The sequence below is a fragment of the Paraglaciecola sp. 20A4 genome (assembly GCF_011378905.1).
Lineage (GTDB): Bacteria > Pseudomonadota > Gammaproteobacteria > Enterobacterales > Alteromonadaceae > Paraglaciecola.
In genome coordinates this window covers 11,881-25,415 of sequence record NZ_WTPY01000005.1, presented here as the reverse complement: position 1 = coordinate 25,415, position 13,535 = coordinate 11,881, and the positions used below count along the sequence as shown (strand labels likewise).

Below are 13,535 nucleotides of genomic sequence, written 5' to 3'. Positions count from 1 at the left end.
TGACTGCGAATAGTTTCTACAGCGAGTAAAATACAAGACCGAGAAAATTAGATTTTTAATTCATCCCATCAGCACAATATCTTGACTATTATATCTACACGTAATTTACGGCATAATGTGCTAACTCAGATATTAAACAACACGACTTAAGGCTAAAAAATGCAGCAAATTACCTTGACCCAACCAGACGATTGGCATTTACATTTTCGCGATAATGACATGTTACCTGAGACTGTGCCTGCTACGGCAAGGTCATTTCGACGGGGCATCGCCATGCCAAACTTGGTGCCGCCTGTGGTAAATGCTGAAATGGCAAACGCTTATCGTCAGCGGATTTTAGCCGCGCGACCTCAGGGCAGTGATTTTGAACCGCTGATGACGATTTATTTGACTAACAATACGTCAGTCGAAGACATTCGCGTAGCAAAAGAAGTGGGTGTTGTAGCAGCTAAGCTATATCCGGCAGGGGCGACCACCAATTCAGATGCCGCGGTAAAGGCAATTGAAAGTTTATTTCCAATATTTGCTGAAATGGCGGAACAAGGCATGTTGTTGCTGATCCACGGTGAGGTGACGGAAAGTCATGTGGATATATTCGATCGTGAAAAGCTTTTTATTGAGCAGTACTTAATAAAAATAGTCAGCCAATTTCCACAGCTTAAAGTGGTGCTAGAGCATATCACGACCAGTGATGCCGTTGATTTTGTCATGGCCAGCTCTGCAAATGTAGCAGCGACAATTACGCCCCAGCACTTATTATTAAACCGCAACGATTTGTTGGTCGGTGGCGTTAAACCTCATAACTTTTGTTTGCCCGTTTTAAAGCGCAGTACTCATCAACAAGCGCTGCGAAAAGCTGTTAGTACAGGCTCGAATAAGTTTTTTTTAGGAACAGACTCGGCTCCTCATGAGCAGCGAGCGAAAGAGTCAGCATGTGGTTGTGCTGGATGCTACAGCGCGTGGAGTGCCTTAGAATTATATGCTCAAGTATTTGAAGATTTAAACGCGCTGGATAAGCTAGAGGGATTCGCTAGTCATTATGGTGCGGATTTTTACGGCTTGCCTCGAAATACTAAGCAGGTGACGTTAATTAAAAAGTCTTGGCAGGTACCTGAGTCTATCGTGTTACCCAATGGTCAACCCATAGTGCCATTTTTTGCCGGTCAGACTATTAACTGGGCTTTGAAATAATATGAATAGACGGCGGCCGCTTCGCGTTCTTTGGATGAGTGCTATCTTAAGCTTATTCTCGACGCAATTTGTGTCCGCTGCTGAGCATAGTGATACAGCTGATTTTTGGGTGTTGACCGCTCTTGAGCCCCCATTTTCTCAGCGCAATGAGCGGGGACAGTTAGAAGGCTATTTAATCGAATTGGTAAGCGGTATTTTAGCTGAAGCTAATATTGACCAGCCGATACTAGCTGCGCCTTGGGAAAGAGTCATTAGCGAAGCTCAACAGAAAGCGAATGTGGTGATTTTCCCTCTTGCTCGGAAACCTGAGCGCGAAGACCAATTCCATTGGGTATTGCCACTAACGGCAAATGTTTATGGCGTGTTAGGTAAAACATCTCCTTCTCACCCCATTAGTAATATTGCAGATTTAATCACTGTTTCGCCTATAGGTGTATTTGAAAATGATTTTCGGCATAAATTATTATTAGCGGAAAATGTGCAGAACGTTGCCTCTTATAAGGATTATGACTCGGCGGTTTCAGATTTAGTGTCGGGGCAGCTTAGTTCATTATTTTTCTCAGATGCAGGGCTACGCTATTTCTGTTTTAAACAACAGGCAGACTGCTCAGACATGAAAATACTCTATCAATATGATACGTTGACTAGCTATATCGCCTTGTCTAAAAGTACCGATATTGGGCATATTAAGATTATGAATGACGCTGCCGAACGATTTTTTAAAAGTCAGAACTTTATGCAAATTCAACAAAGCTGGTTGGAGAAATTGAGCGCCCAAGGACCCCTCAAGTTACACATTAAAAATGGTGTTTTAAATCTGTGGTAGCGATCGGATAACTCACCGCTATTTTCCCCGATGATTAAGGGCAATTGATTAAAATGATAGCCTTAATTAACACATCTAATTACACTGTTTGCCTAAGAATTTATAAGCGTTAAATCGGGGTTGTTGATTATGCACGAGAAAAAATTTGCTGTTTCGTAACCTAATCTTTAGTTTACTTCTCAGCGGCTTAGTTCATCAGCAAGCGATGGCTGCCTCAGAGCATAAAGCGCTAGTGGTAGCTGTGATCTTCGCTGAAGGACTGCCATTTTATGAGGTTGATAATAAAACCCAGCAGACTAGCGGTTTGTTTAACGATATTTTGTTAAAACTTGCACAAACACTGCAAGTAGATCTGCAATTTTCACCCACGGCGCGCAATAAAATAGAACAAGATATTATTTCCGCTAAAGCCGACGTGGGTTTCCTTGCTCCTAAATGGTTAAACGCGCCAGAATCTATGCTGTTTAGTGATCCGGTACTGACTTACCAACATGCGTTTTACGGACTTGTTGCCCCGCAAAAAAAAGAATCACTTAGCGCTCAAGTCAAAGGCAAAACCGTTTGCTTACGGGAAAACTATAGCTACCCAGAATTAGATGCTTGGCTGGAAAAGGGCGAGTTGACCCCCGTGAGAGTGTCCAGAGAGACTCGTCTATTTGATATGCTGCAACTTTCGCGTTGTGATTTAGTGTATACCAATACTCTGCGGGCGCAGTGGACTATAAGTAGCCATGACTTCGATAAGTCCATATACCAATTAGGTACGCTTGGCGGCGTTGACCAAATACCTTTGGCTTTTTCTCTATCTTGGTTGTCTAGGATGCCGGAAATAAATGCGGCGATTGCCGATATGCGTCATTCTGGGGAATTAAAACGGATTGTCGACAAAAATCTGGCTGTAAAGTATGCGAAACGTTAAAGCACTTCTGCGTCTGAAAGTTGCAATATGCCGTTAGGACAGGTTGCCTATAATACGAAACGAGATAATTTCCCAATACAAAAAATAATAATGCGTAAGGATCAAATATGACTGAATTAGTTCAATACCACTGTACAGATAATGTTGCCACTATTACCCTTAACAATGGCAAGGTAAATGCATTTTCTCACGATATGATCGATGGAATAAACGCTGCCCTTGATAAAGCTATAGCCGATGAAGCCGTGGTAGTCATCAAAGGACAACCGGGCATGTTCTCTGCAGGCTATGATTTAAAGGTGATGCAGCAGAGCATGGAATCTGCCATGAAATTAGTTGAGAAAGGTTCGACATTGACGCGTAGAATGCTCGCCTTTGAGTTTCCTATCATTGCCGCTTGTACTGGGCATGCTATCGCTAAAGGTGCGTTGTTCCTGCTAGCGTCGGATTATCGTATTGGTATTCAAGGTAAATTTAAAATTGGTTTAAACGAAGTGGCTATCGGTATGACGATGCACCAAGCTGGTTTAGAGCTAGCAAGGGGGCGTTTGGCTCCTGTGTTTTTTAATCGTTCAGTTATTTTGGCTGAAATGGTTTCAGTTGATGATGCTGTTACCGCTGGATTCTTAGATGTGGCGGTTGCGCCTGAAGCATTTGAGCAAACCGTTGCCGGTACGGCACAAGCGATGACCAAATTAAATATGAAAGCCCATAGACAAACAAAGTTAAAAGCCCGAGCCGGACTATTAGACGCTTTAGATAAAGCCATCGATGTTGACCGTGGTTCGAGTCTTTAACGACTATTGATATAAATGAGAGAGTGTTGTGAGTAAGGAATTTTCCTCCCTAGGGCTAGAGCCAGCCTTGTTAGACAATTTGCAGAGCATGGGTTTTAGTCAAATGACTGAAATTCAAGCTGGTACGTTACCCGCTATTTTAGCTGGGCGTGACGTCGTCGCAAAAGCTAAAACCGGCAGTGGCAAAACCGCCGCATTTGGTTTGGCTTTATTGCATAATTTAGATGTAAAACGATTTCGTGTTCAGGCATTAGTAATGTGTCCCACACGAGAACTGGCTGAACAAGTTGCCTTAGAGATCCGTCGTTTGGGGCGGGGTATCCATAATATTAAAGTGTTGACGCTTTGTGGCGGCACGCCTATGGGACCCCAGATTGGCTCATTAGAGCACGGAGCGCACATTATAGTGGGTACGCCTGGACGGATTATGGATCATCTATACAAGCGTCGCTTAGACTTATCAGAAGTAAACACCTTGGTGCTTGATGAAGCCGATCGAATGTTAGATATGGGTTTCGAGGATGAAATGGACGCTGTTATCAAAAGCGTACCTCAACATCGTCAGACCTTATTATTTTCTGCTACCTATCCAGAGTCTATTGCTAAAATTAGTGGTCAAGTACAGAAAAATCCATTAGAAGTGACTGTTGAATCGACGCACGACACGGAAACGATAGAACAATTGTTTTTTGAAGTTGAAGACGATCATCGCACTAAGGCTGTTGCTGCTTTATTAAGTCACTATCAACCTGAGTCGGCTATTGTATTTTGTAATACCAAGATTGCCTGCCAGGAAGTCGCGGATGAATTGCGATCGCTAGGCGTTTCCGTATTGGCCTTGCATGGTGATCTTGAGCAGCGTGAACGTAATCAAGTATTGGTACGCTTCTCAAACAAGAGTGTGTCTGTGTTGGTGGCAACAGATGTTGCCTCTAGAGGCTTAGATATTAAAGAAGTCAATGCGGTTATTAGCTATCACATTACGCCGGACCCAGAGGTGCATATTCACCGTATTGGCCGCACAGGGCGAGCAGATTCAAAAGGGATTGCACTAACATTAGTGGCGCCTGATGAAATCGCTAGAGCCAATGCTATTGAAGATTATCAGAACGCCAAGCTTAAATGGACCGGCATTCAAGCTATTCGTTTTCATGCTAACCGACTGATTCAGCCCGTTTACAGCACACTGTGCGTTGACGGTGGTAAAAAAAGTAAGCTCAGACCTGGTGATATATTAGGTGCCTTAACAAAAGAGGCGGAAATTCCAGGTGAAGATATAGGCAAAATTCATATCACTGAGTTTCATGCTTATGTGGCAGTGAAACTTCGCAGTGTGAAGCGCGCCATGCGTCAGTTAGGTGAAGGGAAAATCAAAGGTAAGAAATTCAAAGTTCGTAAGTTTAATTAAGCGTACTGCTGATTTTAATGATAAACGAAGGCGCTGAGTAATAATGCTTAGCGCCTTTTTTATTTTCCAGCTTAGAAATCTCTATGCTGGGCAAACGATTATGCTTGCCAAAATATGCCCTGCCTAACTGTTAATGTGTATGTAGTCGTTTTCTATTTGTAGCGAGATAAATAGACATGTGTAAACTTTCAGTCGTTAGCAGCTTTTTTGAGAAGTGGACAAACAATCTATCAACTTTTTTTGTTAACTCAAAAGTATTTTGTTCTGATGTCTTTTCATCATCTTTTCGTGCAACATTTCCCTAAATTCAGCTGAGTCATAGGCAAATAAAACACCGATTCCTTCATGACTACTGTGGGTAATTAACCCTTTTTGCAATAAATAAGCATCTTTTTTTTCGTCGTCCATAAAATACATTTCGACAAAATCGTCGGTACTTAGTTCTGATTCAGGCATTTCAATAAAAGCACCAAAAGGGCTAATATTGCGAGTACAAGTTTCCCCGATCTCTTTGCCCATATGACGAACTTTTACATCAAGTGTTAAAGGTGTCCGGTTACTCGTGCGATGATATAGAGCCATAGGTTCCTCACTTTTAGACGTTTACTATTAGTCGTTCGCTAATAGACAATAGTAGTATACAAAAGCCAGATGATTTGTGTTAGTTATTTGGGTTTAAAATTGACCTTAAACAATATGCATCTCGATTTTGACTGTTTATCGGTGCCATAAAAGATGCAGAGCAAATAAAGGTAAAAATAATTGGCGGTAAAATATGCGATATGTGCTGCTTTTCTAGCAACAAGGCTGAAACATCATTAGAAGAGGACATAGAGAAATACAGTGGAATGCGTAAGGTCTAATTTGAGCGCTTTAGAATAACGTGCTTAACGCCGCTCTGTAATCCACTATATCGTCGCGCAGCACCACTTTTTTGCCTTCTTGCATGTTATAAGTAAAAAACAAGTCATGATAATTTAAGGCGGTAAAGACAATGTCTAAGCTATTGTCTGGGATCGTCATATCCACCAATGGCATATTGTCAAAACGCACCAAGTTGTTCAGCCTATTGCCTTTAGTGCGTTCATTTAAGCCTTTTTCAGCGAAACGCCAAATCACTTTATCGTTTTGTACATACACTTTTCCCTGTGGACCCACTGCTTTAGAACACAGTTTACTATGCCAACCACCGCCAGCGAAAAAATCTAAAACGTGTTGCCCTTCACCTACTCCAGTAAACGCTAGAATTTTTTGCGGCTGACGCGATTTATCGCGCTGTGTATCTTCTGAGGGGCGCTTTAGTGAGTTGAGTCGTTTAGAAATTTTCGTTAAGTTAAGCGCAGACTTAGGATCATCCGCAGCATGGGCAGGCGATGTCAAATTAATGATTATGCTAACCGCTAACGCGGTAAGTTTGATAAGGGGTTGCATTAAATTTCATTGATATAAAGTAGTTGAGTGCACAGTACTGTGTTTTGCCTCTAATTAGCGAGTGCCAGTATTGGGTAAACACGATACTATTTAAAATGGAGAAAAATTAGGTTTATTTACGTTTAAAAAATGTAATAAAAGTGCCAATTTTTAATTTAGATTATTTGTATACACAAATTTATGGGGTGGCGTATGTTAACAATGGCGGATTTTGTAAAAGTATCTCCCTGTGAATATTCAGAAGGGTTAGGACGAGAACAATTTGTAGACAGTGCGATTGGTGAATTATGGCCACAGATGCCGCGTATTGCGGGACCTGCATTTACCGTAAAATGTGCCAAAGGCGATCATTTAAGCTTGCATGCTGCAATATACCGCGCTTCGCCAGGCGATATTATAGTTGTCGAAGCTGATTCAGATTTTGCCAGCGCAGGCGGTAACGTTTGTGCGATTGCACAGCAACGAGGCATAGTGGGATTCGTGATCGATGGCCTTATACGGGATCTAGGCGAAGTGCGGGATTTGCAATTTCCTGTATATGCCAAGGGTGTTATACCCAAACCAGCAAAAAAAGAGCAGATTTTACCTTTTAACCAACCAATAATGTGCGGTGGAGTGCGTGTTTGTGCTGGCGATATCGTAGTGGCAGACGAAGACGGTATCGCGGTGATACCGAAAGACCAAGCCGAAGAGGTTTATCGCTTGGGCAAAGCCCGAACTGATAAAGATGCTGCTATGACCTTAGGGGAATGGCAACAAGCGCATCAGGCCAAAATTGAGTCGACGCTCAAAGCGTTGGGCTTCGAAGGTTAATTTTCCTAATAAGTTGTTTGTATGTTTTCATTTTTTGAGAAGTTAGTAGAACCGTTTCCCCAAGACTTACCCGAGCAGCCGCCTAAAGGGCTGATAGCGTTTTGCCGTTATTATTCGAAAGGCATGTGGCCTGCAATCTTTGCGGTATCTATATTGGCAGCTATCATCGCCATGTTAGAAGTTTCTTTGTTTGGATTTGTTGGGCAATTAGTGGACTGGTTAGCAGAACAAGATCCAGAGACATTCTTAACACAGGAGCGTTCGCACCTAATTTGGATGTCGGCGGTAATACTCGTTATTCTGCCCAGTTGTGTAGCCCTTCAGTCATTGATTAACCATCAAACGCTTATGGGTAATTATCCCATGCGTATTCGTTGGCAGGCCCATCGTTATCTTATTGGCCAGAGCGTAAGCTTTTTCCAAAACGAATTTGCCGGGCGTATTGCCACTAAAGTCATGCAAACAGCTTTATCTGTCCGTCAGTCAGTGATGCAATTATTAAACTTATTGGTCTATATCAGCGTTTATTTCCTCAGTATTTTGGTGATGGTGTTCACTATTGATTGGAGATTGAGCTTACCATTGGTGATTTGGTTAGGGATTTATATCACTGTCTTACGTTTCTTCGTGCCTCGTCTAAAGCAGGTTGCTCAGCGTCAGGCTGATGCGCGAAGTGTCATGACAGGCAGAATAGTCGACAGCTACAGCAATATTGCTACCGTTAAGCTTTTTTCTCACACCAGCCGGGAAGCAGATTATGCCTATGAAGGGATGAACGGCTTCTTGCAAACGGTTTATCCGCAAATGCGTTTGGTAACACTGCTTAATACGTGTGTTTGGTTTAGTAATGCATTATTGGTGTTCTCGATAAGCGCACTGTCAATCATGCTTTGGCTAGAGAAAGTCGTTACCCCCGGGGATATCGCGATAGCTATTACCTTATGCTTACGTTTAAACGGTATGTCTCAGTGGATTATGTGGGAGGTTTCATCGCTTTTCGAAAATATCGGTACGGTACAAGACGGTATTAATACATTGTCTAAACCTACCTCGGTTAAAGATAAAGAGAATGCGCAGCCATTAAAAGTGCAGGGCGGGGCAATTACATTTGCTGATGTAACATTTAATTATCCTGGTCCTGAGAATAAACAAATCGAAGTGTTCAAAAACTTAAATATCAACATAAAACCCGGAGAAAAAGTCGGTTTAGTTGGACGTTCTGGAGCGGGGAAATCGACCTTGGTTAATCTTTTATTGCGCTTTTTTGATATTCAAAGCGGCAAAATATTAATTGACGGACAAGACGTTAGTGAGATAACTCAGGAAAGCCTGCGCTCACATATTAGTATGGTGACACAAGATACATCGTTATTGCACCGCTCAGTTCGCGACAATATTCTGTACGGTCGTTTAGGGGCTAGTGAAGAAGAAATGTTAGCTGCAGCTAAGCAAGCAGAATCACACGAATTCATTCAGCACTTGTCCGATTTGCATGGCGCAACCGGATATGACGCTCAAGTGGGTGAACGTGGGGTGAAATTATCCGGAGGTCAACGGCAACGTATCGCAATTGCTCGAGTCATGCTCAAAGACGCACCTATTCTTATTTTAGATGAGGCCACATCGGCGCTAGATTCCGAAGTCGAAGCGGCGATACAAGAGTGTTTGAACAAGGTAATGGAAGATAAAACGGTATTAGCTATTGCCCATCGACTATCTACAATCGCCCAAATGGACAGGTTATTGATATTAGACGAGGGACGTATTGTGGAATCGGGAACCCATACAGAACTGCTTGCGCAGCAAGGAATATATGCCAAATTGTGGGCCCATCAAACAGGCGGTTTTATTGGTGTTGAGTAAGCGAAGCGATAAAGCATGAGTATGCAGTATGCTTTATCGTGGTTTGCGTCTTGTATAACACGGACTAATAAGTATAATACGCCTCCCTCCTTATTAGTGATTCTAAATTTTTCCATAAAAATATAAGACGTCATAAGGTTGGTGTAAGCAAAATTAGTCTCGCTTGCGGGATTATTAAAAGCAGTATTTTAGGGGTGTAGTTCCAATTGGTAGAACAGCGGTCTCCAAAACCGATGGCTGGGGGTTCGAATCCCTCCACCCCTGCCAAATTAGGTAAAAGTACAGGCGCGTATTACTGCGTCTGCATAGCACAAATGTAGAAGGTTGGGGGATGAGAACGCCCACGGGTTCGACAAATCGTCTGGAACGATTTGAACCGCGTCAGCGCCGCTTGCGGTCAGTTACAAGGATGTAACTGAGATCATCCCTCCACCCCTGCCACTTTGGCATTAAAACTAAGTGTATAGGAAGGCGCTCGCGCCACTTATAGCGTCGCGATTAAGTTAGTATTAGGTAATAGCATGAGCGAAAAAGCGGAAAATAGTTCGAACCCACTAGACTTAGTTAAATGGCTAGTTGTAGTGGTTTTATTAGGTGGTGCAGTTGCAGCAAATTCCATCTATGGAGATATATCAGTACTTTATCGCGCACTTGGTGTTGTCGCAGCTGTGGTTGTAGCCGGTTTTATGGCCGCTTCAACTGAAAAAGGAAGCAGCTTTTTGACGTTCGCGAAAGACGCCCGCACTGAAGTGCGTAAAGTGGTTTGGCCGACGCGCCAAGAAGCAACCCAAACAACTATTATCGTTTTAGTTGCTACAGCCTTCATGTCATTACTACTGTGGGGACTTGATCTCATTATCGTACAGTTAGTTTCTTTCATCACCGGCTTAGGAATTTAGAGCATGTCAGAAAATTCAGAAAATGTAGAAGTTTCAGAAAAATCGGACAAAAAGTGGTACGTAGTTCAAGCGTTCTCCCAATATGAAGGGCGCGTAAAAAAAACACTTCTTGAATACATTAAAATGCATGAAATGGAAGATTCATTTGGCGAGATTTTAGTGCCGACTGAAGAAGTAATTGAAATGCGTTCAGGCCAACAACGTAGAAGTGAACGTAAGTTCTTTCCTGGTTACGTGTTGGTGCAAATGGACATGAATGAAGATTCATGGCATTTAGTCAAAAGTGTTCCTCGGGTCTTAGGCTTCATCGGTGGCACATCTGACCGCCCAGCACCTATTACCGAGAAAGAAGCGAACGCTATCTTGAATCGTCTTGAAGAAGGCGTTGATAAACCGAAACCTAAGACCTTGTTTGAACCAGGTGAAGTGGTACGTGTTACTGATGGTCCATTTGCTGACTTTAATGGTTCAGTTGAAGAAGTTGACTACGAGAAAAGCCGTTTAAAAGTGTCGGTTCTTATCTTTGGTCGTTCAACACCTGTAGAGTTAGAATTCGGACAAGTAGAGAAAGGTTAATTCAGATTTTTTAGGTGCGCTGCACCGTCTGGATTAATACTATCAACACTAATTGCATAAAGTTCGTACATAATAGTTGCTAAGGGTCGTGAGTTAATCTATAATTCGCGACCCTTTTTGTTGAACGGGAAGCCAATTACGCAAACATACTCAGTGTTCGCGAGGCGTTTGACCCATAAATTGAGAGTATTATCATGGCTAAAAAAGTCACAGGCATTATCAAGTTACAGGTTGCAGCTGGTGCTGCTAACCCAAGTCCGCCAGTTGGTCCAGCATTGGGTCAAAAAGGCGTAAATATCATGGAATTCTGTAAGGCATTCAATGCTAAAACAGGCGATATGGAAAAAGGTTCTCCGGTTCCAGTAGAAATTACTGTATACGAAGACCGTTCTTTTACCTTCGTTACCAAGACATCACCTGCTTCTTATATGCTTAAGAAAGCCGCTGGTATCAAAAGTGGTTCTGGTCGTCCTAACACTGAAAAAGTGGGTAAAGTGACACTTGCGCAATTAGAAGAAATTGCTAAAGCGAAAGAACCAGACTTAACCGCAGCTGATCTTGATGCAGCTGTCCGTACCATCGCTGGCTCTGCACGCAGCATGGGCTTGGTAGTAGAGGGATAAGAAATGGCTAAATTAACGAAACGCGCTCGCCTTGTACGTGAAAAAGTTGTAGCGACGAAAGAATACGAATTCAATGAAGCAGTAAGCTTGTTGAAAGAACTTGCTTCTGCAAAGTTCGCTGAAAGTGTTGATGTTGCGGTAAACCTTGGCATCGATGCACGTAAATCTGACCAAAACGTTCGTGGTGCAACTGTACTACCTAACGGAACAGGTAAAGAAGTACGTGTTGCAGTATTCACTCAAGGTGCAAACGTCGAAGCCGCTAAAGCAGCAGGTGCTGACATTGTTGGTATGGAAGACTTAGCTGAACTAGTTAAGAAAGGCGAGATGAACTTCGACGTTGTTGTTGCTTCTCCTGATGCAATGCGTGTTGTAGGCATGTTAGGCCAAATCTTAGGCCCACGTGGTCTTATGCCTAACCCTAAAACAGGTACAGTAACGCCAGACGTAGCAACAGCAGTTAAAAATGCTAAAGCTGGTCAGGTTCGTTACCGTAATGACAAGAATGGTATTATTCATGCCAGCATCGGTAAGATTGCGTTTGAAGCGAATCAAATCGAAGAAAACTTGTCAGCTTTGATTGAAGCGGTTAAGAAAGCTAAGCCTTCATCGGCTAAAGGCATATACATTAAGAAAATAAGCTTGAGCACAACTATGGGCGCTGGTATTACCATCGACCAAGCTAGTTTAGCAACAGCTTAATTTTTGCCTTAGTTTTACTAAGGGACTTGTAAGTAGCTGAATATTAGGCTAGTTATTCTCTCTAGAAAGGTATGGGTTGGAGTCATTGTTTTTACTAACACATGACTCCCGTCCAAGACCGCAGGCGTAAAACAGTAACTGAAGTAAGAGAGCAGTTACATATAGATTGAAAAATCTTAAATGTTTTACTTAAAACAAAAGCCTGCGCAGACGGTGATTTCGACTCAGACTCTCTGGGATTAACGAACACCGTAGAGCGGTAAAATATTCATTTTGGATTAACCAATAATGGGCGTTTTATCAATCTGTGAATCCTGAACGGCATTATAAGTAATATGTCTTTCAGACTTTAAGAAGGTGAACACAGTGGCACTAGGCTTAGCAGCAAAGAAAGAGATCGTCGCGGAAGTTAGCGATATTGCATCTCAAGCTCTATCCGTTGCCGTTGCTGAATACCGTGGTATGGAAGTATCAGAACTAACTGAACTTCGTGTTAAAGCTCGTGAGCAAGGCGTATATCTAAAAGTTGTTAGAAATACCTTAGCTAAACGTGCATTAGCCGACACTAAGTTTTCTGATTTGGAAAGTGCCTTAACTGGTCCGTTAATTTACGGATTTTCGATTGAAGCACCTGGTGGTGCAGCGCGTCTTTTTAAAGACTTCGCTAAAACGAATGCCAAGTTAAACGTTACTGCCCTTTCTATTGGTAGTGGTCTATTGGGTCCTGATAAATTGGACGCAGTGGCATCCTTGCCGACCCGCGACGAAGCGCTTGCAAGATTGCTTGCAACCTTTAAAGCACCTGTTGGGAAATTTGTTCAAACTATTAACGAAATTCCAAGCAAGTTTGTGCGTGTATTGGCAGCGATCAAAGAAACCAAATAATTTGGTTCTTTGTACATTTTAAATTTTTAATCATTAAACCCAGGAGTTTAGAGAAATGGCTCTAACCAAAGAAGATATTTTAAACGCGATTGCTGAAATGCCAGTAATGGACCTTGTTGAGCTTATCGAAGCTGCAGAAGAGAAATTCGGTGTAACAGCTACTGCTGCTGTTGCTGCTGCTGCTCCTGCTGCTGCTGGCGAAGCTGCTGCTGAACAAACTGAATTCGATGTTGTTTTAACATCTTTCGGTGGTAACAAAGTTGCAGTAATTAAAGCTGTTCGTAGCGCAACTGGTCTTGGCTTGAAAGAAGCTAAAGAAGTAGTTGAGTCTGCACCTAAAGCTATTAAAGAAGGTGTTGCGAAAGCAGAAGCTGAAGAACTTAAGAAGACGCTTGAAGAAGCTGGCGCTGAAGTTGAGCTTAAGTAATCTGTCTAACGACAGGTTATTAGCCTGAAAATGGCTTAGGCTGGTGATTTTTTAATCACCAGCCTTTTTGCGCTGTAGAATAAAGTATTTTCATCCTTTAAAATTTATTCTATCTGTTAGCGCAAATTGCATTTAAACCTAAATAAAACCAATAAGTTAAGTAAGCCTCTTAATG

15 protein-coding genes and 1 tRNA gene are annotated in these 13,535 nt (G+C 42.4%); 14 read left to right on the top strand and 2 right to left on the bottom strand.

Annotated elements, in window-relative coordinates:
* Positions 1–159 precede the first annotated feature (159 nt).
* The 5 genes from pyrC to dbpA all read left to right on the top strand — a co-directional run bounded on the left by pyrC (position 160) and on the right by dbpA (position 5,141).
* Positions 160–1,191 carry a dihydroorotase gene (gene pyrC / locus GQS54_RS07260; RefSeq protein ID WP_166423350.1) on the top strand — a complete coding sequence of 344 codons (1,032 nt, stop codon included), beginning with the start codon at positions 160–162 and terminating at the stop codon, positions 1,189–1,191.
* Positions 1,192–1,225: 34 nt separating this feature from the next.
* Positions 1,226–2,017 (top strand): ABC transporter substrate-binding protein, encoded by a 792-nt coding sequence (locus GQS54_RS07255; RefSeq protein ID WP_240919857.1) that lies wholly within the window; start codon positions 1,226–1,228, stop codon positions 2,015–2,017.
* 145 nt (positions 2,018–2,162) lie between these two features.
* Entirely contained in the window at positions 2,163–2,936 is a 774-nt protein-coding gene (locus GQS54_RS07250; protein ID WP_240919856.1) for a transporter substrate-binding domain-containing protein, read from the top strand.
* 107 nt (positions 2,937–3,043) lie between these two features.
* Entirely contained in the window at positions 3,044–3,733 is a 690-nt protein-coding gene (locus GQS54_RS07245) for a crotonase/enoyl-CoA hydratase family protein (RefSeq protein WP_166423348.1), read from the top strand.
* A gap of 28 nt (positions 3,734–3,761) precedes the next feature.
* The gene (gene dbpA / locus GQS54_RS07240; RefSeq protein ID WP_166423347.1) at positions 3,762–5,141 is read left to right on the top strand and encodes an ATP-dependent RNA helicase DbpA; all 1,380 of its coding nucleotides are present in this window, start codon (positions 3,762–3,764) and stop codon (positions 5,139–5,141) included.
* Between the two features lie 243 nt (positions 5,142–5,384).
* Here dbpA and GQS54_RS07235 read toward each other — a convergent pair whose 3' ends face one another.
* Together GQS54_RS07235 and GQS54_RS07230 are read right to left on the bottom strand one after the other, a co-directional pair.
* A complete protein-coding gene (locus GQS54_RS07235) occupies positions 5,385–5,723 on the bottom strand; it encodes a PilZ domain-containing protein (protein WP_166423346.1) in 339 nt (112 codons plus the stop codon).
* A gap of 291 nt (positions 5,724–6,014) precedes the next feature.
* Positions 6,015–6,572, bottom strand: coding sequence for a hypothetical protein (locus GQS54_RS07230; protein WP_240919855.1), 558 nt, complete (start codon positions 6,570–6,572; stop codon positions 6,015–6,017).
* 192 nt (positions 6,573–6,764) lie between these two features.
* Here GQS54_RS07230 and GQS54_RS07225 point away from each other — a divergent pair, with 192 nt between their 5' ends.
* The 9 genes from GQS54_RS07225 to rplL all read left to right on the top strand — a co-directional run bounded on the left by GQS54_RS07225 (position 6,765) and on the right by rplL (position 13,360).
* Positions 6,765–7,385, top strand: a complete 621-nt coding sequence (locus tag GQS54_RS07225) for an RraA family protein (RefSeq protein WP_166423345.1) — start codon at positions 6,765–6,767, stop codon at positions 7,383–7,385.
* A 21-nt stretch (positions 7,386–7,406) separates the two neighbouring features.
* Positions 7,407–9,248 (top strand): ABC transporter ATP-binding protein, encoded by a 1,842-nt coding sequence (locus GQS54_RS07220; RefSeq protein ID WP_166423344.1) that lies wholly within the window; start codon positions 7,407–7,409, stop codon positions 9,246–9,248.
* 190 nt (positions 9,249–9,438) lie between these two features.
* Positions 9,439–9,515: transfer RNA gene (locus GQS54_RS07215), tRNA-Trp, on the top strand.
* Positions 9,516–9,769: 254 nt separating this feature from the next.
* Positions 9,770–10,147, top strand: coding sequence for a preprotein translocase subunit SecE (gene secE / locus GQS54_RS07210; protein WP_158771320.1), 378 nt, complete (start codon positions 9,770–9,772; stop codon positions 10,145–10,147).
* Between the two features lie 3 nt (positions 10,148–10,150).
* Positions 10,151–10,723, top strand: a complete 573-nt coding sequence (nusG, locus tag GQS54_RS07205; protein WP_158771319.1) for a transcription termination/antitermination protein NusG — start codon at positions 10,151–10,153, stop codon at positions 10,721–10,723.
* A 194-nt stretch (positions 10,724–10,917) separates the two neighbouring features.
* Positions 10,918–11,346, top strand: coding sequence for a 50S ribosomal protein L11 (rplK, locus tag GQS54_RS07200; RefSeq protein WP_007102741.1), 429 nt, complete (start codon positions 10,918–10,920; stop codon positions 11,344–11,346).
* A 3-nt stretch (positions 11,347–11,349) separates the two neighbouring features.
* Positions 11,350–12,048 carry a 50S ribosomal protein L1 gene (gene rplA / locus GQS54_RS07195; protein WP_166423343.1) on the top strand — a complete coding sequence of 233 codons (699 nt, stop codon included), beginning with the start codon at positions 11,350–11,352 and terminating at the stop codon, positions 12,046–12,048.
* Positions 12,049–12,414: 366 nt separating this feature from the next.
* On the top strand, positions 12,415–12,933 hold the full coding sequence (gene rplJ, locus GQS54_RS07190) for a 50S ribosomal protein L10 (RefSeq protein ID WP_158771317.1): 519 nt from the start codon (positions 12,415–12,417) through the stop codon (positions 12,931–12,933).
* A 55-nt stretch (positions 12,934–12,988) separates the two neighbouring features.
* Positions 12,989–13,360: a 50S ribosomal protein L7/L12 gene (rplL, locus tag GQS54_RS07185; RefSeq protein WP_166423342.1), complete on the top strand. Its 372-nt coding sequence runs from the start codon at positions 12,989–12,991 to the stop codon at positions 13,358–13,360.
* The last annotated feature ends 175 nt before the right edge of the window (positions 13,361–13,535 follow it).

Coding starts and splice junctions, on each gene's coding strand:
- pyrC (WP_166423350.1), top strand. CDS start 160: ATGCAGCAAATTACCTTGACCCAACCAGACGATTGGCATTTACATTTT.
- GQS54_RS07255 (WP_240919857.1), top strand. CDS start 1,226: ATGAGTGCTATCTTAAGCTTATTCTCGACGCAATTTGTGTCCGCTGCT.
- GQS54_RS07245 (WP_166423348.1), top strand. CDS start 3,044: ATGACTGAATTAGTTCAATACCACTGTACAGATAATGTTGCCACTATT.
- GQS54_RS07235 (WP_166423346.1), bottom strand. CDS start 5,723: ATGGCTCTATATCATCGCACGAGTAACCGGACACCTTTAACACTTGAT.
- GQS54_RS07230 (WP_240919855.1), bottom strand. CDS start 6,572: ATGCAACCCCTTATCAAACTTACCGCGTTAGCGGTTAGCATAATCATT.
- GQS54_RS07225 (WP_166423345.1), top strand. CDS start 6,765: ATGTTAACAATGGCGGATTTTGTAAAAGTATCTCCCTGTGAATATTCA.
- GQS54_RS07220 (WP_166423344.1), top strand. CDS start 7,407: ATGTTTTCATTTTTTGAGAAGTTAGTAGAACCGTTTCCCCAAGACTTA.
- secE (WP_158771320.1), top strand. CDS start 9,770: ATGAGCGAAAAAGCGGAAAATAGTTCGAACCCACTAGACTTAGTTAAA.
- nusG (WP_158771319.1), top strand. CDS start 10,151: ATGTCAGAAAATTCAGAAAATGTAGAAGTTTCAGAAAAATCGGACAAA.
- rplK (WP_007102741.1), top strand. CDS start 10,918: ATGGCTAAAAAAGTCACAGGCATTATCAAGTTACAGGTTGCAGCTGGT.
- rplA (WP_166423343.1), top strand. CDS start 11,350: ATGGCTAAATTAACGAAACGCGCTCGCCTTGTACGTGAAAAAGTTGTA.
- rplL (WP_166423342.1), top strand. CDS start 12,989: ATGGCTCTAACCAAAGAAGATATTTTAAACGCGATTGCTGAAATGCCA.